17 protein-coding genes are annotated in these 21,228 nt (G+C 40.7%); 11 read left to right on the forward strand and 6 right to left on the reverse strand.

Annotated features, from left to right (window positions below; genetic code table 11):
• Positions 1-74 precede the first annotated feature (74 nt).
• From ACNO7B_RS05020 to ACNO7B_RS05050, 7 genes are all read left to right on the forward strand, one after another.
• Positions 75-2,210 carry a transglycosylase domain-containing protein gene (locus tag ACNO7B_RS05020; RefSeq protein WP_017360307.1) on the forward strand — a complete coding sequence of 712 codons (2,136 nt, stop codon included), beginning with the start codon at positions 75-77 and terminating at the stop codon, positions 2,208-2,210.
• A 124-nt stretch (positions 2,211-2,334) separates the two neighbouring features.
• Positions 2,335-3,393, forward strand: coding sequence for a uroporphyrinogen decarboxylase (gene hemE / locus ACNO7B_RS05025; RefSeq protein WP_007497181.1), 1,059 nt, complete (start codon positions 2,335-2,337; stop codon positions 3,391-3,393).
• A gap of 32 nt (positions 3,394-3,425) precedes the next feature.
• The gene (gene hemH, locus ACNO7B_RS05030; protein WP_017366949.1) at positions 3,426-4,364 is read left to right on the forward strand and encodes a ferrochelatase; all 939 of its coding nucleotides are present in this window, start codon (positions 3,426-3,428) and stop codon (positions 4,362-4,364) included.
• A 22-nt stretch (positions 4,365-4,386) separates the two neighbouring features.
• Positions 4,387-5,799: a protoporphyrinogen oxidase gene (gene hemY, locus ACNO7B_RS05035; protein ID WP_025207039.1), complete on the forward strand. Its 1,413-nt coding sequence runs from the start codon at positions 4,387-4,389 to the stop codon at positions 5,797-5,799.
• A 175-nt stretch (positions 5,800-5,974) separates the two neighbouring features.
• A complete protein-coding gene (locus ACNO7B_RS05040) occupies positions 5,975-6,553 on the forward strand; it encodes a TetR/AcrR family transcriptional regulator (protein ID WP_026050070.1) in 579 nt (192 codons plus the stop codon).
• A gap of 64 nt (positions 6,554-6,617) precedes the next feature.
• On the forward strand, positions 6,618-8,927 hold the full coding sequence (locus ACNO7B_RS05045) for a YhgE/Pip family protein (protein WP_417901263.1): 2,310 nt from the start codon (positions 6,618-6,620) through the stop codon (positions 8,925-8,927).
• Positions 8,928-9,070: 143 nt separating this feature from the next.
• Positions 9,071-10,120: a M42 family metallopeptidase gene (locus ACNO7B_RS05050; RefSeq protein ID WP_025207042.1), complete on the forward strand. Its 1,050-nt coding sequence runs from the start codon at positions 9,071-9,073 to the stop codon at positions 10,118-10,120.
• 32 nt (positions 10,121-10,152) lie between these two features.
• Here the strand turns inward: ACNO7B_RS05050 and ACNO7B_RS05055 are convergent, their stop codons facing one another.
• Complete coding sequence (locus tag ACNO7B_RS05055) at positions 10,153-11,442, reverse strand: cation:dicarboxylate symporter family transporter (RefSeq protein WP_008348850.1); 1,290 nt, start codon at positions 11,440-11,442, stop codon at positions 10,153-10,155.
• Between the two features lie 339 nt (positions 11,443-11,781).
• Positions 11,782-11,919: a protein YhfH gene (gene yhfH / locus ACNO7B_RS05060; protein WP_008359029.1), complete on the reverse strand. Its 138-nt coding sequence runs from the start codon at positions 11,917-11,919 to the stop codon at positions 11,782-11,784.
• Positions 11,920-12,074: 155 nt separating this feature from the next.
• Between yhfH and ACNO7B_RS05065 the strand changes: the two genes are divergently transcribed.
• From ACNO7B_RS05065 to ACNO7B_RS05075, 3 genes are all read left to right on the forward strand, one after another.
• Entirely contained in the window at positions 12,075-12,818 is a 744-nt protein-coding gene (locus tag ACNO7B_RS05065) for an MBL fold metallo-hydrolase (RefSeq protein ID WP_025207043.1), read from the forward strand.
• Positions 12,819-12,820: 2 nt separating this feature from the next.
• On the forward strand, positions 12,821-13,810 hold the full coding sequence (gene lplJ, locus ACNO7B_RS05070) for a lipoate--protein ligase LplJ (protein WP_035392513.1): 990 nt from the start codon (positions 12,821-12,823) through the stop codon (positions 13,808-13,810).
• Between the two features lie 173 nt (positions 13,811-13,983).
• Complete coding sequence (locus ACNO7B_RS05075) at positions 13,984-15,537, forward strand: fatty acid--CoA ligase family protein (RefSeq protein ID WP_410684876.1); 1,554 nt, start codon at positions 13,984-13,986, stop codon at positions 15,535-15,537.
• A 208-nt stretch (positions 15,538-15,745) separates the two neighbouring features.
• Here the strand turns inward: ACNO7B_RS05075 and ACNO7B_RS05080 are convergent, their stop codons facing one another.
• Positions 15,746-16,162: a hypothetical protein gene (locus ACNO7B_RS05080; protein WP_008348821.1), complete on the reverse strand. Its 417-nt coding sequence runs from the start codon at positions 16,160-16,162 to the stop codon at positions 15,746-15,748.
• 177 nt (positions 16,163-16,339) lie between these two features.
• Between ACNO7B_RS05080 and ACNO7B_RS05085 the strand changes: the two genes are divergently transcribed.
• The gene (locus ACNO7B_RS05085; RefSeq protein WP_417901264.1) at positions 16,340-17,626 is read left to right on the forward strand and encodes a M48 family metallopeptidase; all 1,287 of its coding nucleotides are present in this window, start codon (positions 16,340-16,342) and stop codon (positions 17,624-17,626) included.
• A gap of 41 nt (positions 17,627-17,667) precedes the next feature.
• Here ACNO7B_RS05085 and ACNO7B_RS05090 read toward each other — a convergent pair whose 3' ends face one another.
• The 3 genes from ACNO7B_RS05090 to ACNO7B_RS05100 form a co-directional block, all read right to left on the reverse strand.
• Positions 17,668-18,813 carry a serine alkaline protease SapB gene (locus tag ACNO7B_RS05090; RefSeq protein WP_039962807.1) on the reverse strand — a complete coding sequence of 382 codons (1,146 nt, stop codon included), beginning with the start codon at positions 18,811-18,813 and terminating at the stop codon, positions 17,668-17,670.
• Between the two features lie 386 nt (positions 18,814-19,199).
• A complete protein-coding gene (locus ACNO7B_RS05095) occupies positions 19,200-19,784 on the reverse strand; it encodes a histidine phosphatase family protein (RefSeq protein ID WP_417901265.1) in 585 nt (194 codons plus the stop codon).
• A 61-nt stretch (positions 19,785-19,845) separates the two neighbouring features.
• On the reverse strand, positions 19,846-21,207 hold the full coding sequence (locus ACNO7B_RS05100; protein ID WP_370539267.1) for a globin-coupled sensor protein: 1,362 nt from the start codon (positions 21,205-21,207) through the stop codon (positions 19,846-19,848).
• Positions 21,208-21,228 lie beyond the last annotated feature (21 nt).

Raw genomic sequence — 21,228 nt, forward strand, 5'->3', positions numbered from 1 at the left:
GTAGTCAATCCATAAAACATATTATGAAGCAATACATCCCATACTATCCGTATAAAGGAATGAGGTGACCTAATTTGAAGAAAAAGAAGATAATCATTCCATTAGTCATTGCAGGAAGTACAATCGTGCTTTCATTTATTGGCTATCTGACCATTTTATTTTTAGGACATTATGTCATAGATGAGAAGAAGCTCGTTTTTCACGCTTCCTCGAAAATCATTGATCAGAATGGAAAAGAACTCACAAGCATGTATTCAGAAAATCGGGACCCTGTGTCATTAAAAGAGGTCCCAGATAAAGTGGCGAAAGCTTTTGTTGCTGTAGAGGACAAGCGCTTTTATGAGCACCACGGAATTGATGCACAATCGATTTCAAGGGCGGTTTATCGAGATATATTAGCAGGTGGAAAGGTAGAAGGCGGCAGTACCATCACTCAGCAGCTCGCCAAAAATATCTTTCTCACAAATGATAAAACGTTTCTTCGAAAAACAAAAGAAGTCATTATTGCGATCAATTTAGAAAGAGATTATTCAAAGGACAAGCTGCTTGAAATGTATTTGAATCAGCTTTACTTTGGTCATGGCGTCTATGGGATCCAAGCAGCGGCCAATTACTATTTTAGTAAAGATGTAAAAGATCTCACAGTTAGTGAAGGAGCTACACTTGCTGCCATGCCAAAGGCACCTTCAACGTATTCCCCTGTTCTACACCCAGATAAAAATAAACAAAGACGGGATACCATCCTGAATTTAATGAATGAACAAGGATATTTGTCTTCTACAGAAACAGTTGAAGCAAAAGGAAGAACACTTGGTATTCATTTAAAAAAGAAATCAGAAACCCCTTGGGTGGACAGTTATGTAGATCTCATGATTAAAGAAGCAGAATCACAGTATTCGATTTCGCATGAACAATTGCTTCAAGGCGGCTATACCATTACGGTACCAATCGATATGAATTTGCAAAAAGTTGCCTATGATGCGATGAAAAACAATCGTTATTTCCCGGGAAAAAGCGGGTCACCTGAAGGAAGCGCTGTGTTTATTGACAACGCATCTGGTGGTGTAAAAGCAGCAATAGGCGGACGAGAATATCAGGCAAGAGGCTATAACAGAGTCACAGCTGTTAGACAGCCTGGTTCTGTCTTTAAGCCGATCGCAGTATATGGTCCAGCGATGCAGGAGAAAAAATTCAGACCGTATTCACTGCTTGAGGACAAGGAAAAAAGCTATGACGGCTATTCTCCAAAGAACTACGATGGACAGTACGAGGGCAGGGTCACGATGGTAGAGGCTCTCATGAAAAGTAAAAATACATCTGCCGTATGGACGTTAAGCCAGCTTGGCATCGATACGTCTAAATCCTATCTTGAGAAAATGGGGATGGATATTTCGGATAAAGGACTTGCCATAGCGCTTGGCGGTTTAGAAAAAGGGGTTTCTCCATTGCAGATAGCTGGAGCATTTCATACATTTGCAAATGAAGGCGTCTATAAAAAGCCGTTCTTCATTCAGAAAATCACGAATGATGATGGAGAAACCGTTGAAAAAAATCGAAACAAAGAAGAACGAGTGTTTAGCGTACAAAATGCTTGGAATATGACAAGAATGCTTCAACAGGTCGTCAAAGGCGGAACCGCTCAGAGCGGATCATACGCTGGAGATTTGGCTGGTAAAACAGGTACAACTACGTATTCCGGTGTCAAAGGGGCAACGAAAGATGCTTGGTTTGCTGGCTACACGCCTAGTACAACAGGGGCGATCTGGATGGGGTATGACAAAACGGATAACAGTCATTATTTAACTGGCGGAAGTCAGTACCCAGTGCAGTTAATGAAAGATATTTTAACAACAGCCCAAATAACCAATGAAACATTCCAAAAACCAGAGGGAATTAAAGAACTTCAATCGCCAATCCATTTAGAAGGACTGTCAGGCTTTGAAGCACGTTATGCATTTAAAATCAAAGGGCTCTTTACATTGGAGCTGTCATGGGATGAACAGGAAGACAAACGCGTTGAATATCGTATTTATGAAAAGAGGAATGGAAGCGAGACCCTGATCGATTCTGTAACAGGAACAAACAGCTACACAATGCCGTATGCAAATGTGTTTTCAGATGCGCAGTATAAGGTTGTTCCATACAATACTCAAACACAAGAAGAAGGCGAAGGTAGTGCTTATATCAAGCCAGAGGCTTTTGGACGTTAATATTCGGCGATTTTTTGAACATTGAGCCGCTTTAGTATACCGAGCCTTGAAAAAGCGGTATAGTAAAAGCAGTGTTTGAGCCTTATACAAAGAGAGTGTGAGGCGAAAGGTGGAATGAAAGGTAATGGGAAAAACGAAGGCTTTTAATGACACGTTCTTAAAGGCGTGCAAAGGGGAAAAAACAGACCATGTACCAGTTTGGTATATGAGACAGGCAGGACGCTCGCAGCCTGAATATCGTGCCCTTAAAGAAAAATACGGGCTATTTGAAATTACGCATCAGCCAGAGCTATGTGCTTACGTAACAAGACTTCCTGTAGAACAATATGGTGTAGATGCCGCTATTTTATATAAAGATATTATGACGCCGCTTCCAGCTATTGGAGTGGATGTTGAAATTAAAAATGGAATTGGACCAGTGATTGACTCGCCTATTCGGACAAAGGCAGATATCCAGCGTCTTGGAGAGCTTCATCCTGAAGAAGACCTGCCGTATGTGCTTGATACGATCAAGCTGTTAACAGAGGAGCAGTTGAATGTTCCGCTGATTGGTTTCGCAGGCGCACCTTTTACGATGGCAAGCTATATGATCGAAGGCGGTCCATCTAAAAATTATCATAAAACAAAGGCGCTCATGTACAGTGAGCCAGAGACATGGATGCTTTTGATGAATAAATTAGCCGATATGACGATCACATACATACGCGCTCAGGTAAAAGCAGGCGTCCGAGCATTTCAAATCTTCGACTCTTGGGTTGGCGCTTTAAATGCAGCAGATTACCGGACCTTCATTAAGCCTGTCATGCAGCGTATTTTCACAGAGCTGAAGTCTGAAAACGTACCAATGATTATGTATGGTGTCGGTGCGAGCCATCTGGCGAAAGATTGGCATGACTTGCCGCTTGATGTCGTTGGACTGGATTGGCGTATGAGTATAGACGAAGCGCGAAAAGAAGGCTTAACAAAAACGTTACAAGGAAACCTTGATCCAACGATTTTACTTTCTCCTTGGGAAGTGATTGAAGAAAGAGCAAAAGCGATTTTAGATCAAGGGATGAAATCAGATCAATTCATCTTTAACTTAGGTCACGGGGTATTTCCTGATGTCTCACCAGACACGTTAAAGAAGCTGACTGATTTTATTCACGATTATTCAGCTAAACATAAAAAGACATCCATCTAAATGATTTCAAATGATCTGAAGGAGTGTTGGTTGTGGAGAAAAAGAAAATGGGGCTACTTGTCATGGCATATGGCACCCCATATAAAGAAGAAGACATTGAACGTTACTATACACATATCCGTAGAGGCAGAAAGCCAGAGCCGGAGATGCTGCAAGATTTAAAGGACCGCTACAAGGCAATTGGCGGCATTTCTCCTTTATCAAAAATTACAGAACAGCAGGCAAATGGTTTGTGTGAACATTTGAATGAGATCCAAGACGAGATTGAATTTCATGTATACATTGGGTTAAAACACATCGAGCCTTTCATTGAGGATGCGGTCGCTGATATGCACCGAGATGGCATCACAGAAGCGGTGAGTATTGTCCTTGCACCGCACTTCTCCACATTTAGTGTGAAATCGTATAACAAACGTGCACAAGATGAAGCAGAAAAGCTTGGCCATCTGAACATTACTTCTGTTGAAAGCTGGTACGATGAACCGAAGTTTGTGGACTATTGGGTGAAACAAGTGAAAGAGACGTATGCATCCATGAGTCAGGAAGAAAGAGATTCAGCAGTGCTGATTGTGTCTGCACACAGTCTTCCTGAAAAAATTATTGCAGCAGGGGACCCATACCCTGATCAGCTCGCACAATCTGCAAAAATGATTGCTGAAGGTGCAGGAATTGAGCATTATGAAATTGGCTGGCAAAGTGAAGGCAATACGCCTGATCCGTGGCTTGGACCAGACGTACAAGATCTCACACGTGACCTATTTGAGCAAAAAGGCTATAAAACATTTGTATACGTGCCTGTTGGATTTGTCGCTGATCACCTTGAAGTGTTATACGACAATGATTATGAATGTAAAGTCGTCACGGATGAAATTGGTGCAGCTTACTATCGTCCAGAAATGCCAAATGCGAAACCAGCATTTATTGATGCACTGGCAGCAGTCGTATTAAAGAAGCTTAATGAAAGCAAGTAATCATATAAAAGAAGGCGATCCTATGCATGACAATCAAAAACACCTTGTCATCATTGGCGGTGGCATCACAGGTTTGGCCGCCGCCTTCTATTTGGAAAAGGAAATTGAAGAAAAAGGCCTTCCTATCCAAATATCTCTTATTGAAGCGAGTCCTAGGCTAGGTGGAAAAATTCAAACATTATATAAAGACGGTTATATCATTGAACGTGGACCCGATTCATTTTTAGAAAGAAAGGTCAGTGGACCCCAGCTGGCAAAAGATGTTGGCCTATCTGATCAGCTCGTCAATAATGAAACAGGGCAAGCGTATGTATTAGTCAATGAAACCCTTCATCCGATGCCAAAGGGCGCTGTCATGGGCATTCCAACTCAAATCAGTCCTTTCATTACAACTGGGCTTTTTTCAGTTGCCGGAAAAGCACGTGCAGCGATGGATTTCGTTTTGCCAAAAAGCAAACAGACAGAAGATCAGTCTCTGGGGGAATTTTTTAGAAGACGTGTGGGTGATGAAGTGGTGGAGAATTTAATTGAACCGCTACTATCAGGCATTTATGCTGGTGACATTGATCGCCTGAGCTTAATGTCTACCTTCCCGCAGTTCTATCAAACAGAACAGAAGCATCGCAGTTTGATTCTTGGGATGAAAAAATCACAGCAGCATGCAAAAGCGCAACAAGTGACAGCGAAAAAGCAAGGACAGTTCCAGACAATCAATCAAGGGCTGCAAGCACTTGTTGAAGCGGTCGAAAGTAAACTCAAGCTGACGAAGATTTACAAAGGGACAAAAGTAACCCAGATCGAAAAAGCCGAGGGAGGTTATGGCGTTCAATTAGACAGCGGTCAAACGCTTTTTGCAGATTCTGCCATTGTGACAACTCCTCACCAATCGATCTATTCCATGTTTCCAAAAGAAGCAGGGCTTGAGTACTTGCATGACATGACATCGACTTCTGTTGCAACAGTTGCACTCGGATTTAAAGAAGAGGATGTTCACAATGAATATGATGGTACTGGTTTTGTCATCTCAAGAAATAGTGATTTCTCCATTACAGCATGTACGTGGACAAATAAGAAATGGCCTCACACTGCACCTAAAGGAAAAACATTGCTCCGTGCATACGTTGGGAAAGCTGGCGATGAATCAATTGTCGAACAGTCTGATCATCAAATCGTGAGCATCGTGCTGGAGGATTTGAAGAAAATCATGGATATTAAAGCAGATCCAGAGCTGACGACAGTGACTCGCTGGAAAACAAGCATGCCGCAATATCATGTGGGTCATCAAAAAGAGATTTCGACGATGCGAGAAACGTTTAAGCAATCATATCCTGGTATTTATATCACGGGTGCTGCATTTGAAGGTGTTGGGATTCCTGATTGTATTGATCAAGGAAAAGCTGCCATCTCAGAAGCTGTATCTTATCTATTTTCATAAAAAATAAACTCCCTTTTCTGTCATGGAAAGGGAGTTTTTCATGTTCGTATGTTTAGAAAAGAGTGGTGAATAATAAAATTGAACAAAGTTGTTGCATCTGACGAAAAAGATGTGGTATATTACTTTCTGTACTTAATGACCGAAACGTTCAAATAGTCATTTTGGGAGTGAGATCATGAGTGTTGATAGGAGACAAATGATTTTAGATGGAGCAACAAAGGCATTTACCCAGTTCGGGTATAAAGCCACGACAATGGACCTTGTAGCAAAGCTTGCCAACGTCGGAAAAGGAACGATTTATACCTTTTTCAAAAACAAAGAAGAGCTGTTCGATGAAATTTTCACATCACTGTTAATGGAGATGAAGAAAATTGCAGATGAAGCAATAGATGAGAAGAATAGTTTCTCTGAAAACCTTCACTTAGCACTCTTTGCAATATTAGAATTTCGAAAAAACCACCAGCTTACAATTAAAATCTTTCAGGAAAATGCGGAGCTTGGCACATCAGCAGTGAAAGAAATGATTGAAAAAATGGAGCAGATGATCATTCGCTATATTAAAACAAAAGTAAAAGAAGCGATTGAAAAAGGCGACATTAAGCCCTGTGATCCTGAATTGACGGCATTTGTGATGGTGAAACTATATATTGCACTTATTTTTGACTGGGAAAAACGATATGAGCCTTTAACAAAAGAAGAGGTCGCTGAATCGCTCGAGCTTTATGTACTAAAAGGACTGTCTGCAACAACATAATTTTTTTTAAGTTCAAATGACCGAATTCTTAATTTAGTCATTCATCCATGGGAGGAAAACAGCAATGAATGTAATTCGGAATCAATGGAAAGACATTGTGACGAGCAAAAAACTACTAATCCCGATTTTAGCTGTCTTATTTGTTCCACTGATTTATAGTGGTGTATTTTTAAAAGCTTACTGGGATCCATATGGTACAGTTGATCAATTACCTGTAGCGGTTGTCAACTTGGATGAAGGCAGTCATTATGACGGCAAAACCCTTCAAGTGGGCGATGATTTAGTGAAGGAATTGAAGAAGAACGATAGTTTTAAATGGCATTTTGTTGATAGTGAAGAAAAGGCCATCAAAGGGTTAAATAACGAGGATTATTATCTTGTCGTCGAGATTCCGAAAGATTTCTCGAAAAATGCGAGTACAGTACTAGACAAACATCCGAAAAAATCGAATCTGAAATATTATACGAACCCAGGCGCAAACTATGCTGCGTCTCAAATTGCGAATAACGCCATTATCAAATTAAAAGATTCGGTTTCAAAGCAAATCACAGAAAATTATGCTGAGGTCATCTTTGATAACTTCAAAACAATTGCAAAAGGATTAGATCAAGCAAGCGATGGAGCGAAGAAAATTGATGACGGAACAAAAAGCGCAAAAGATGGCAGTCAAAAATTAAAAGACAATCTAGCGAAATTGGCAGAAGGAACGTTAACGTATAGCGAAGGTGTCCATCAGTTCGCAGGAAAAATGGGTGAACTGAACACTGGAATTCAATCTCTTGACAGTGGTCTTGGTCAGCTCTTAACAGGCTATCAAACGATTGATCAGAAATTTGGGGAGCTTGGCACAGGAATTGATACATTAACCGAAGGGTTAAACACAAGCCGTAAAGGACATGAGCAGCTTTCTTCTAAAATGCCGCAATTCACAGCAGGCATTGAGCAGCTGAACAATAAAGCACAGTCATTTTCAGAAAAAATCGCTGCTGTGGAGAAAGTATTGTCTTCACCTGAATTAGCGAATCTTGAAAAGATGGCGCCTAAGATTGATCAGGTGAAAAAAGATGCAAAAACGTTTAGTACCAAACTTGCTTCTTTAAAAGAAGCATTATCTAATCGAGATGCAAAAGTAAAAAGTATTATTCAAAACAGCTCAATGACAGATGAAGAGAAAAAGGCGGCAATGGATCAACTAGACAGTCTTCCTACAATCGAACTGCCTGATTTGTCTGGGCTTGAGCAAAGCTTAGCGGCGCTGCAGGAACTGCCTGACGCAAGTGAAGTTCAGTCTGCGGTTGCATCTGCAAAAGCACAGCTACAGCAAGTCAAGCAGCTCCCAGAGAAAACAGAACAGCTGTATACATCAACAGTCGCCATACAAAATGCGATTGATCAAATGACATCCGGTACGAATAAATTGTATCAAGGTGCACTGAAGCTTCAAACGGGTCAAGGGAAATTACAAGATGGCCTGCAAACAGCAAATGGAAAGCTTGATACAGCGAAAAGTGGTGCGGATAAACTGGCAAATGGTTCAAGCCAGCTTAGTGCAGCATTGAATAAACTAGAAAGTGGATCAGCGAGTATCCAAAGCAACTCATCTAAACTGGCTGAAGGGTCAAAATCCCTTGATAAAGGATTAGGTGACTTAAAAAGCGGGACTGGAGAGCTTTCTGATAAGCTAAAAAGCGCTGCAGATGAAACAGGAGACATTGATGCGGGGCAGGACAATTACAATATGATTGCAAGCCCAGTCAAAACAGAGAATGATACAGCGAAAAAAATTGATAACTATGGAACAGGGCTCACACCATATATTTTATCAATGGGACTCTTTGTTGGAGCTCTTATGCTAACTGTTGTATTCCCAATGAAAGATCCTGCAGGACGCCCTAGAAATGCGTTTGAATGGTTTGTCAGCAAATATAGTGTGCTTCTCTTAGTCGGTATCTTGCAGGCAGTGATTGCAAGCTCTATGCTCATCTTTGGACTTGGACTTGAGGTGGAAAGCCTCTGGCGCTTCTATCTCTTTGCGATCATCGTCAGTCTGACATTCCTAGCGATCATTCAGCTGCTTGCGACGACAATGGGGAATCCAGGTCGCTTCATTGCCGTCATTATCTTGGTTCTTCAGCTTGCAGCAAGTGCGGGTACATTCCCGCTAGAGCTTGTACCAAAATTCTTCCAAGTCATTCACAGTCTGCTTCCAATGACGTATACCATCAACGGATTTAGAACGATCATTGCAAGCGGTGATAACAGTTATTTATGGCACCAAGCAGCGATTCTTGGAACAGTAGCCATCATCATGATGGCTGCAACAACAGCATACTTTGCTTGGAACATAAGAAAAATGAAACAAGAAGAAGCTTAATCGAAAAACCTTTCTCTTTCATGAGAAAGGTTTTTTTGATTAGAAATTAGACATCAGGAACCCGAAGCGATATATTTTAAGAAGGATGCTGAAAAAAGGCATGCTTGGAAAGAATTTCTTTTAGATGAAGGAGGATATGCCGAATGACAACGGAAGTAAATGAAACGGTTCAGCTTATTCAAAAGCTTGTGTCGATCCCAAGTCCATCAGGAAATACTGAGAAAGTGATTGGCTTTGTCGAACGTTTTTTACAAGATTTACATATTGAAACGAAGCGAAATCGAAAAGGCGGATTAATTGCCACCCTAAAAGGAACAGATGACAAGGAACACCGCATGCTGACAGCACATGTCGATACGCTTGGTGCGATGGTCAAAGAAATTAAATCAAATGGCCGGCTGCGTCTTGCACTCATTGGAGGCTTTCAATATAACTCGATAGAAGGCGAGTATTGTGAAATTGAAACAGTAACAGGCCGTACATACACAGGTACCATTCTGATGCATCAAACGTCCGTTCACGTATATGAGGATGCTGGAAAAGCGAAGCGAAATCAAGAAAATATGGAGATTCGCTTAGATGAGAAAGTGAAAAATGCAGACGATGTGCAAGCACTCGGCATTCAAGTAGGAGACTTTATCTCATTTGATCCTAGAGTGGAAGTGACATCTTCAGGTTTTATTAAATCAAGACACCTTGATGATAAGGCAAGTGTGGCGTTGTTGCTGAGATTGATTCACCGCATTCAAACAGAGAACATCACATTGCCGCATACGACACATTTCTTAATTTCAAATAATGAAGAAATTGGATACGGTGGGAACTCGAATATCCCGGAAGAAACGGTGGAATATTTGGCTGTTGATATGGGAGCCATCGGTGATGGTCAATCAACCGATGAATACAGTGTGTCGATATGTGTGAAGGATTCTAGCGGTCCTTATCACTATGGTCTGCGCAAACATTTAGCAGCATTAGCTGAGGCAAATAAGATCGATTACCGCCTTGATATATACCCTTATTATGGCTCAGATGCGTCGGCAGCGATTCGAGCAGGGCATGATATCATTCATGGACTGATTGGACCTGGCATTGACTCTTCGCATGCCTTTGAAAGAACCCATGAAGACTCATTGATTCATACAGCCAATCTACTGTACCACTATGTTCAAAGCAAATTAATCACAGTATAAAAAAAGAACCCCATGATCGGGGTTCTTTTTGATTAGCTTGAAAGTTGTGTTGGCTCAGGTACATCTTGTCCAGTCATCACGCGGTGTCCTTTTTCAGGGTCATATTGCCCTTCCCATTTAGACATCACGACAGCTGCAAGTGCATTACCAGTTAAGTTGACAACGGTTCTTGCCATATCCATGATACGATCAACACCTGCAATAAAGGCTAGACCTTCAGCAGGAACACCGATCGTTCCAAGTGTTGCAAGTAATACAACAAAGGATGTACCAGGAACGGCAGCCATTCCTTTTGATGTCACCATCAGTACAAGGATTAGTGTGAGTTGCTGTACGATTGTGAGGTCAATGCCATATACCTGCGCTAAGAAAAGCGCCGCAATGGCTTGATACAAGACGGAGCCGTCCAGATTAAACGTATAACCAATTGGGATAACAAAAGAAACAATTCCTTTTGGACACCCGATGCGCTCCATTTTATCCATGACTCTCGGTAAAACTGTTTCAGAGCTGGATGTACTAAAGGCGAGAAGCATTTCGTCTTTCATGTAAGCAAGAAATCTGAAAATATTGACGCCAATCATCTTTCCAATAATTCCGAATACAACGATAAGGAAGAGAGCGAGCGCAAAATAAACAAGACCTACGAGCTTACCTAATGAAACGAGAGATTCAAGACCAAATTTTGATACTGTCACACCAATGAGCGCGAACACACCAAATGGTGCAGCTTTCATCACAACATTGACGACATGGAACATCGCATGTGACACACCTTCAAAGAAGGCGAGCACTGGTTTGCCGCGTTCACCAATCGCTGAAACGCCAAGTGCGAATAATACAGTGAAGAAAATAATCGCAAGCAAATCACCTTCCGCCAATGATTGGAAGAAGTTCGTCGGAACGATATGAAGGAACGTATCAGCAACTGATTTACTGCTTTGTTCTTTTTCCGTTTCAACATACTGGCTAATATCCTGTTTTTCTGTATGTCCAAAGTCAACGCCTGCACCTGGTTGAACAAAGTTCGCAAGCACAAGACCAAGGATGATCGCAAACGTTGTGATAATTTCAAAATAAAGAATGGTTCTAAAACCAAGCTTTCCTACTTTTTTACCATCACCCGCACCTGCAACACCTAAAATTAAGCTAGATACGACAATCGGAATGACAATCATCTTAATGAGTCGTAAGAAGAAGTCTCCAATTGGTTTTAAATATGTCTCAACACCAGGGTTACCGAAAAAGATCGCACCAACCACGACACCGAGAATAAGACCGATTAGGATTTGAGTAGCTAATCCAAATTTTAATTTTTTCATAGATTTCCTCCCTAACATATTCATTAAAGGAATATTCCCATTATATTAAGTTTTAATATATGAATTAAAGTATAACTAAAATTAAAGAGGTTCGTCCACGATTAAATTATATTAAGAAAATACAAAATTATTTGAAAAAATGGACACTTCGAACCCCCTTCGTTGTTTTAAGTCAATAAAAAGTGCCTTCCGAACTAAAAGTCATCATATGAAAATACTAAAAAACCCTTCTGTACCAAGGGTTTTACCTTTTTACCTATTTTTTAGAAAAAATAAAAAGCACTTTTGACTCCAACTGACGACGGAGGAAAAAAGTGCTTTTTTATTCTATTTATTTACTTATTTAAGATAACTTACTTGTGAGCATTCCTCACATTCATTACCGTAACACTCGTGCTGTTCCATTAAATCATTTCCACATTTTGTGCATTTTTTTGAAGGCAAATTTCTAAAAAACTCAGTGATTTTTCCTAGCATTTGTCATCCTCCAATACGTTTTATTGCTATCATTGTATTATAACAGATTAATAATTGTCAATCTGTTTTGTAACAATAGGCAAGAAGAATGCTTTTTTTATGAAAAATGGGTATATTGTAAGAAGGGGATTTTTTGAAAAGGAGGAAATATGACGATGAAATTAACCGTGATTGGCTGCTACGGAGGATTTCCAGCAGCTGGTGAAGCCACATCAGGTTATCTTTTTGAATCAGATGGTTTTCGTCTGCTTGTCGACTGCGGGAGCGGAGTTCTGTCAAAGCTTCAGCAATACATTGATATAGAAGAACTAGATGCTGTACTCCTTTCTCATTATCATCACGATCATATTGCAGATATCGGACCTCTCCAATATGCGAAGCTAGTGGGTTATCATTTAGGAAAAAGCAGTGGTCCGCTGACGATCTACGGACATACCGGGGATCAAGCAGCATTTCAGCGGCTCTCTGATGATGTACATACAAAGACAAAACCTTATCACCCGGAAGAGGGCATTCAAATCGGACCATTTCAAATTGATTTTTTGAAAACGGTTCATCCGGCAGAATGCTATGCGATGAGAATTCAGGCAAATGAGGCTGTGGTGGTGTATACAGCTGATTCCAGCTATCAAGATGCATTTATCCCTTTTAGCAAGGATGCAGACTTACTTATTGCCGAAAGCAACTTTTACGCCGGACAAGACGGATCGGGTGCAGGACATATGAACAGCACTGAAGTAGGGAAGCTGGCAAGTGAAGCAAATGTTGGAGAGCTCATCATCACCCATCTGCCTCATTTCGGTCGGCATAAAGACCTAGTCAATGAAGCACAGGCGTTATATACTGGCAATATACAGCTTGCCCATTCAGGGCTTATATGGAACAAGGAAGGAAGATAGAGATGCTGTTTATCGATAACGAGCAACATTATGACCCAATGATTAATTTAGCCATTGAAGAGTATTGCTTAAAATATTTAGATCCAGAAGAAACGTATTTGCTGTTTTACATCAACCAGCCGTCCATTATTATTGGAAAGAACCAAAATACAATAGAAGAAATCAATACAAAATATGTCGAAGACAATGGCATCAAAGTCGTTCGCAGGTTATCTGGCGGTGGTGCAGTTTACCATGACAAAGGAAACTTGAACTTCAGTTTTATTACAAAAGACGATGGAGACAGCTTTCATAACTTTAAAAAATTCACCGAGCCAGTTATCAAAGCGCTTGAAAAGCTTGGCGTCAAAGCGGAATTAAGCGGGAGAAATGACATCATGGCAGATGGGCGAAAAATTTCGGGGAATGCTCAATTTGCTACAAGAGGACGTATCTTCAGCCATGGCACCCTATTATTTGATTCAGAAATCGAACATGTTGTCTCGGCATTAAATGTGAAGAAAGAAAAGATCGAATCAAAAGGGATTAAATCCATTAGAAGCAGGGTCGCCAACATTAGTGAACTGATGGATCAAAAAATGACAACAGAAGAATTTAGAAAAATTCTTTTAAGCTATATTTTTGACACGAACGGAGACGTGCCTGAGTATAAGCTGACAGAAAAAGATTGGGAGAAGATTCATGAGATTTCTCGTGATCGATACCAAAAATGGGAATGGAACTACGGCCGTTCTCCTAAGTTTAACTTGCAGCACTCTAAGCGTTTTCCAGCTGGATCGATTGATCTTCGATTAGAAGTGAAAAAAGGCATCATTCAAGACTGCAAAATTTTTGGTGACTTCTTCGGTGTAGGAGATATTGCTGATATTGAGAAACGACTCATTGGGCAGCAATATGATCGCAAAACCATTAGTGATGTATTAGAAGACATGGATATGCGCCATTATTTTGGTAACGTATCAAAAGAAGATTTTCTAGATTTGATTTATTAAGCAAGGACAAGCACGGCTAGAGATAGCGGTGCTTTTTTCTAATGAAAGGGATGAAAGCGGTTTACATTTGATCTTGTGAATTTTTTCGATTGTCTATTATAATAGAAAGGAGGAATGTTTGGTCATAAAATGAATGGCTATTCATTCATTGATGAAGTATAAGGGGTGGGAGAATGGATTTGATCAAAAATCTTGAGCAGACTGCGATGACCAAGGGAGAGAACGTCGCACTGATCTTTGAAGGGAACAAGTGGACCTATCGAGAACTGATGACAAGTATCGAACGTTTTGCAGATGGTTTAGTGAGCGAAGGGTTTCAAGCGGGGGATCATATCGCACTGATTTTAGGAAATTCACCGCATTTTGTGATTTCATTTTTTGGTGCATTAAAGGCAGGGCTTGTTGTTGTACCTGTCAATCCAACATATACGCCAAGTGAAATCGGCTACATGCTGGTCACTGGTGATGTAAAAGGGATTGTTGCACCGGATCAGCTTCTGCCGATATACGAGCAGGTGTATGAACAGCTTCCAGCGATTGAACGAGTCATTATTTGTGCTCAAAATGAATCTGCGTGCAGGTCAAGTTTAAAAGAAGTATCTGATCGTCTTGTTTTCTTCGGAAAGCTTGTGTCTGGAGATGCACCAGAAGCTGAGCATCCTGCCATACAACCTGACGATACGGCCGTTATTTTATTTACATCTGGTACAACAGGAAAACCAAAAGGGGCAATGCTCACTCATGTTAACCTTTATTCAAATGCAAGAGACATTGCGGAGTACCTGTCAATTGATGAGAAGGACAAGGTGATTGCTGCTTTGCCGATGTTCCATGTGTTTTGTTTGACCGTCTGTATGAATGCCCCCTTGATTCATGGAGCGACAATCTATGTCCTGCCGCATTTCAGCCCATCAGAGCTTTTACGAATGATGGAGAAAGAAAAACCAACGCTATTTGTTGGTGTTCCAACCATGTATAACTATTTATACCGCCAGGACGGTCATGAGGAAGCGATGAAGTCGGTGAGGATTTGTATATCAGGCGGTGCGTCCATGCCTGTTGCTTTACTTCACGGTTTTGAAGAAAAATTCGGTGTCACGGTGCTAGAAGGCTACGGATTATCAGAGGCTTCCCCAGTGACGGCATTCAATCCCCTTGATGGAAAAAGAAAACCAGGCTCGGTCGGCACTGATATTATGAATGTGAAAAATAAGATCGTGAATGAACTTGGAGAGGAAGTTGGACCAAACGAAGTCGGAGAACTCATCGCAAAAGGGCCAAACATTATGAAAGGCTATTACCAAATGCCAGAAGACACAGAGGCGGCCCTGAAAGACGGCTGGCTGTACACAGGAGATTTGGCGAGAAGAGATGAAGAAGGATATATTTATATCGTCGATCGAAAAAAGGATATGATTCTCGTTGGCGGGTATAATGTCTATCCAAGAGAAGTAGAAGAAGTGCTTTATCAACATGAAGCTGTAGCAGAAGCCGTTGTCATCGGTGTGCCAGATCCAAACACAGGAGAGGCTGTTGTCTGTTACATTTCCCCTAAGAAACATGCTCACATCAATCAAGAAGACATCATCACACATTGTTCACGCTATTTGGCGAAATATAAGCAGCCCCAAACGATCCATTTCATTGATGATATTCCAAAAAACACGACTGGTAAAATTTTAAGAAGAGCGCTAAAGGATAAGTACCAAGCAGAAACAAGTAAATAAAAAAGAGTCGCTTCTTATGAAGAGGCTCCTCAGCGTGTAGACAAACCCTCGCTTTCTTTGTCAGTCCTGCGTGCTGATGCTCACGAATGTCGCTCTGCGCCAGTACTCGTCCTTCCTAGACTGCAAAGGTTTTCTATCACGCTGAAAAGAAGACAAGGGGATAAAATCAAGTTCATTTTATCCCTTTGTCTACAATCTAGGGAGTCTCTTATGAAGAGTCTCCTTTTTGAATCGCTTCTTGTACCTGTTTTCGAAAGGAATTTGACTGTTTTTGATTTAATTCATAATAGGTGCCGTCTACTAAAAAAACAACTTGAGAGCGGTTGGTCCATAGCTGAAAAGAAGTGCCATTTGTCCGTCCGAACATGACCTTGGCGATATAATCTGGCTTTTTTACATTCTTTTTGAGATGGCTGCTTGTTTGTTTCCCTTTGTTTAATTGTTCAATTAGATCCTCAGTTGTATCTTTATCATCTATTTCATATGAAATGGACTGGTTCGTCGGTGAAAGCAATAATTTCTCTGCTCGATTTTCATCGAAGATGTCACTTGTCCGGCTGAACACATAAAAGAAGGTAATCAGTAAAAGCCCAAAGATCACAATTCCTGCAAGGATTTTCTTCATGAGGAACCTCCAACTCACTTTTTTATGGTTAGTTTCTCCGATTATTGAACAGCATAATCATTTTTTTCACTCAAGCTTTTTCAGATAGGGCATGCTATGATGGAGCCACATGAGACAGGTTCTAAACAAAAACGTGCGTGATTACAATAGAGAGAGAAATGGAAAGGAGGCTGACCAGTGCGAGTACGCAAATGGGTAGCTCTTGCAACGGTAGCATACATATTGTACGGTCTTTTTATTTATTCTTACTTATTTCTAATGGGGGATTCATCTGTCCCTGACAGTGTGAAAGGGACAAGTGCAGACCCGCATACATTTATGACAAGCCATGAGCTTGTGATTAGTGGAAGTTACTCGAACATTCGTAACCTGTTGTACTTTATGACAATTCCTTTAGATTGGTATGTCTTTTTCCTTTTGCTCATTTCTGGGTTTTCAAGGAAATTAGCAGATTGGAGCTTGGCAGCAGCTCGTTTTCACCTTTTGAGCAAACTTGTGTATGTGTTTGTGCTGTCACTTTTGACGATGCTGATCACATTGCCGGTCAAGTGGGTGAGCTACCAGTTGTCCTTGCACTACGGTGTTTCAGCACAAAGCACGGCAAGTTGGCTAAAAGACCAAACGCTTGATTTTTGGATTCAATATCCGCTGCTTGTTCTATGCGCAATTGTGTTCTTTTGGCTCATTCAAAAGAAAAGGAAATATTGGTGGCTGTATGCTTGGTGTTTAACCGTTCCAGTTACACTGTTTCTTTTCTTTATACAGCCGGTCGTTATTGATCCACTCTACAATGATTTTTACCCATTGAAGGATCAAGCGCTTGAGAAAAAGATATTAACTCTTGCAGAGAAAGCACACATTCCAGCAGATCATGTATATGAAGTCAACATGTCAGAGAAAACAAACACGATGAATGCTTACGTCACAGGAATTGGTGAAAATAAGCGTATTGTTTTGTGGGATACGACACTTCAAAAGCTGAAAGACCGTGAAATCTTATTTATCATGGCGCATGAGATGGGACATTACGTGATGAAGCATGTGTATATCGGTTTAGCAGGATATTTAGTGTTGTCTCTGGTTGGATTTTTTGCCATTGACCGTCTTTATTTTTCCCTTTACCAAAAAGGCGCTTCTCCATTTCGTCTGAAGGCACCACATGACGTTGCTGCTCTTCCGCTTCTTTTGATCATTGTATCTATGCTGTCATTTGTTGCTTCTCCTTTTACAAATGCTGTGTCAAGACATCAAGAACGTGCAGCTGATGAATATGCTGTGAACTTGACAAAGGATGGAGAGGCGGGGGTGACGTCATTTCAAAAGCTTGCAAAATCAGGGCTTTCCCAAGTCAATCCGCCACTTTTAGTGAAAATATTCCGCTATGGGCACCCGACGATGATGGAGAGAATCATCGATATGGAAAAGGCAGCGAAAAAAGAGGAAACATCGCAAAGCAATAAATAAAAAATCCGGCTCAGTTCGCCGGATTTTTTGTCACACTTATTTTAGTTAGAAGCTGCTTGAACGTTAATTAATCCTTTTCCATAATAGAACGAATTACCAAGTGGTGTTGCCGTATTTTCTAAGCGCTGACGAACCTGAGAAGTTGATAGATTCGGATACTTAGAGAGGATAAGCGCTGCTGCTCCTGCTACATGAGGAGATGCCATCGATGTTCCCGTATAAGATGTATATCCACTGCTTGGTACTGTACTTAAAATCGATGTACCAGGTGCAGAAACATCTAATTCAGGACCTGCGCTAGAGGACGAGTTTCTGACATTGTTGCTGTTCACGTTGGCAACAGCAATTGTAGAGTCATATTTTGCAGGATAGCCAACGGTGCTAGTAGAGCCAGTGGAACCTGAATTCCCTGCTGCGGCAACGACAACTACTCCGCGGTTATTCGCTGTGTCTACAGCATTTTTAAGCGCTGTGGATCCGCTTGGGCCGCCTAAGCTCATATTGATGACATCCATGTTATTGGCAACAGCCCATTCAATACCGCTGATAATCCAGCTGTATTGTCCATCTCCGTTTCGATCTAACACTTTAACGGCATACAAGGAGGCGCTTGGCGCAACCCCAAGAACACCAATCGTGTTATCAAGGGCAGCAATGGTTCCGGCTACGTGAGTTCCGTGTGATTGAAAGTCTTGTGTGGCATTTGGCTCTGAAGGGACGAAGCTAGCACCGCCTGCAACATTTAAGTCAGGGTGTGCGGCGTGGATTCCAGTATCAAGGACAGCTACTTTGACGTTAGCACCTTTATAACCTTGAGCGTGTACGGCTGGAGCTTTGATTTGAGGGATACCATAAGGGACGGTTTGTGCATATGCTTCTGCTTTGTGGTCTTCTTCTACATAAGCAATGCTAGGGTCGTGTTCAAGTTTTTTTGCGGCTTGTTCAGACATCTTCACTTGTGCAGCATTAATGAGGCGGTATTGTTTTTCTAATTTCCCACCATTTTGTGTCACTGCTTGTTTCTTAGAGCTGTTTGTGGTGGCAGAAGCTTTAAAGCCAACGATATAGCTTTTTTCACTTTCTGACTTTGAGGCAGTCTCGGCATTTGCCATCGAGCCTCCAAACCCTGCTGAAAACAGAAGAGGGACAGCCAATAAAACACTTGTCATCACATTTTTCTTTTTCACGCACATTCCACATCCCTTTTTCTTATTTCAGAATAATCATCCGTAGTCTATAAGAATGATCCGTTTGATTATTCTGTATTTTCAGTTTAATAGAGGTAGGCAAATAAGAGTAGACCCGAATTTTTGTGGAAGTCCTAGCGAAAAATAGGGAATTAAGTCACTTGGAAATGATGGTAAAATATGTTTATTCTATATTTCCAATGGTTTTCTATTAAAAAGGAATCGTGCTTTTTTTCTCATGATCCATTTGAGGATAAACATTCGATACCCGAAATGCCATAAAATAGGTAGAAAAGGCTATCATCTATTTCGAATTTCGATATAAAAAAATATTATTTTATCATTGTTTTTGACATGAAAAAGAACCTGCTATGAAAACAGGTTCTTTAAGAAGGGGCAGATTGTGTTAAATGGCTGACCACGTTGTAATCGTTCACCTTCCATTCACCATCTGTCCATTCCACATAATTTAAGCAGGCATTCTCAAGTCTTTTATCCTTAATACCCAGATGCTCGTCAGCTAGTGCGGTGAGTAAGGCATGGATGGCAGCACCGTGTGCTACGATGAGTACCCGTTGATCTGGGTAGGTTGCTCTCACCTTTTCAATACCTTCTAGCATTCGATCTTGAAGTGCCGATAGTGGTTCCATATTTGGATACTGTTTATTTGGAAACAGCTTCTGACGTTCCTCAAATGACATGCCTTCAGCGTCGCCAAAATCTCGTTCAATAAAATCGTCCATGATCACGAGCGGTGCATGTACATGCTGTAAAATCAAATGAGCTGTTTCTTTTGCCCTTGATAGCGGACTGGAAATGACAACATCCCAGTGGGCATCTTTTAAGTAAAGACCGGTTTGTTTCGCTTGCCATTTACCAGTGTCATTTAAAGGGATATCTGTTCGTCCTTGAATTCGTTTTGCTGCATTCCAATCGGTTTCACCGTGTCTGACTAGGCAAATTGCTGTCAATCAAATCCCGCCTTTTCTATCTTTTCCTCTATTATACTAAAACAGAAGAAGAATGACTGGATCAGTGATTTGTCAGACTCGTTAAGGACTCGACCGAACTTGCCACTTGGGACACTGTTTGTTTGACTTCTTTCAATTCGTTTAGGAATGTTTGCAAATCTATTTCAATTTTTCCGTTTTGGTTTTTGCTTAAGTTCATGCTGCTGACGATATCATCGAATAGCGAGTTGATTTGGGTCATTTTTTCTTTACTGTCTGTCACAAGTAAATTCACATCAGCAATATGCTGTGACACAATGGCGATTTGTGAATTTGTGTTGTTGACGAGCTCAGATACAGTTGAAACCGTTTTCTTTGTATCCTCTGATAATTTGCGAACCTCGTTTGCAACGACTGCAAAGCCTTTGCCATGTTCACCTGCTCGAGCTGATTCGATTGAAGCGTTTAAAGATAGTAAATTCGTTTGCTCCGCAATACCTGTGACGATCCCAAAAATTTGTTCAATTTGTTTTGCGATTTCTTCTAAGCGTTTAATTTCTGTTTCAATCTTTGTCATACTGCCGTCAATTTGGTTCATTTGCGTCTGCTGAATTTCTAACTCTTTTTTACCGCCAATTGATTTCTCTTCAACTTGTGCTGAAATCTTTGTGCCAGCCTGTGACATATCCGCCATCTCATCAGATTTTGATACAAGTTTGTCCACTGCATTTGTTGTGTTTGAGAAGAGAGAAGCAAGTGAATTAGATGTTTCTGTAATTTTTGTATGAAGCTCTTTTTGCTGTAGTTCTGCTTCATCACGAACTTTAGAGTATTCATTTTGGAACGTATCTAGGACAAGCTGTTGCTCTAGATTTAAAATTTTCGTCGTAGCTTTCACTGCCGTCTGATATTCTTTGAAATCTTGGATATGCTGGGCAAATAAATCCATAATGGATAGCAATAGGTCTTGGAAGGCTGCCATATACCATTTAGGCTGAAGTCCAATTCTTAAATGAACTTGTGCAATTTTAATTCTTTTGGCCACATAAGATTCGTCAATCACACCGGCAAACATTTCACTAATATGAATGCGTAGTGTTTTCTTTAGACGCTCGACTGAGCTGTTATCTTGAATGATGTGCATCAAGGAAGACTCGACTTCTAGGTTTTTATAAAATTTATCGACGATATGTTCAATTTCATCTTGAACGATTGGATTTAGCTGTTTCAAGATAAAAAGGTCTTGCTGCGTCAAATCAATCATTTTAATTTGTTTGGCAATGTCCGTATTCTCCGGAAAATTGATTCGTTTTATCCCATCATCCTGCTGTGTGAAAAAAGCAGTGTTTTTCTTTTTACTCTCTTTTTTAAATAACAATGTGTTTGTCCCCCCATGATCATCAAAAATATCAGACTTTATGTTTTTTATCGGATAATATTGGATTTTTTAAAGGGGAAACAGTGA

The organism is Bacillus sp. AK25 (genome assembly GCF_048270685.1).
Taxonomy (GTDB): domain Bacteria; phylum Bacillota; class Bacilli; order Bacillales; family Bacillaceae; genus Bacillus; species Bacillus altitudinis.

Excerpts from the sequence above, each read along its gene's own strand:
- hemE (WP_007497181.1), top strand. The coding sequence starts at position 2,335 with ATGGGAAAAACGAAGGCTTTTAATGACACGTTCTTAAAGGCGTGCAAA.
- hemY (WP_025207039.1), top strand. The coding sequence starts at position 4,387 with ATGCATGACAATCAAAAACACCTTGTCATCATTGGCGGTGGCATCACA.
- ACNO7B_RS05040 (WP_026050070.1), top strand. The coding sequence starts at position 5,975 with ATGAGTGTTGATAGGAGACAAATGATTTTAGATGGAGCAACAAAGGCA.
- ACNO7B_RS05045 (WP_417901263.1), top strand. The coding sequence starts at position 6,618 with ATGAATGTAATTCGGAATCAATGGAAAGACATTGTGACGAGCAAAAAA.
- ACNO7B_RS05050 (WP_025207042.1), top strand. The coding sequence starts at position 9,071 with ATGACAACGGAAGTAAATGAAACGGTTCAGCTTATTCAAAAGCTTGTG.
- ACNO7B_RS05055 (WP_008348850.1), bottom strand. The coding sequence starts at position 11,442 with ATGAAAAAATTAAAATTTGGATTAGCTACTCAAATCCTAATCGGTCTT.
- yhfH (WP_008359029.1), bottom strand. The coding sequence starts at position 11,919 with ATGCTAGGAAAAATCACTGAGTTTTTTAGAAATTTGCCTTCAAAAAAA.
- ACNO7B_RS05065 (WP_025207043.1), top strand. The coding sequence starts at position 12,075 with ATGAAATTAACCGTGATTGGCTGCTACGGAGGATTTCCAGCAGCTGGT.
- lplJ (WP_035392513.1), top strand. The coding sequence starts at position 12,821 with ATGCTGTTTATCGATAACGAGCAACATTATGACCCAATGATTAATTTA.
- ACNO7B_RS05075 (WP_410684876.1), top strand. The coding sequence starts at position 13,984 with ATGGATTTGATCAAAAATCTTGAGCAGACTGCGATGACCAAGGGAGAG.
- ACNO7B_RS05080 (WP_008348821.1), bottom strand. The coding sequence starts at position 16,162 with ATGAAGAAAATCCTTGCAGGAATTGTGATCTTTGGGCTTTTACTGATT.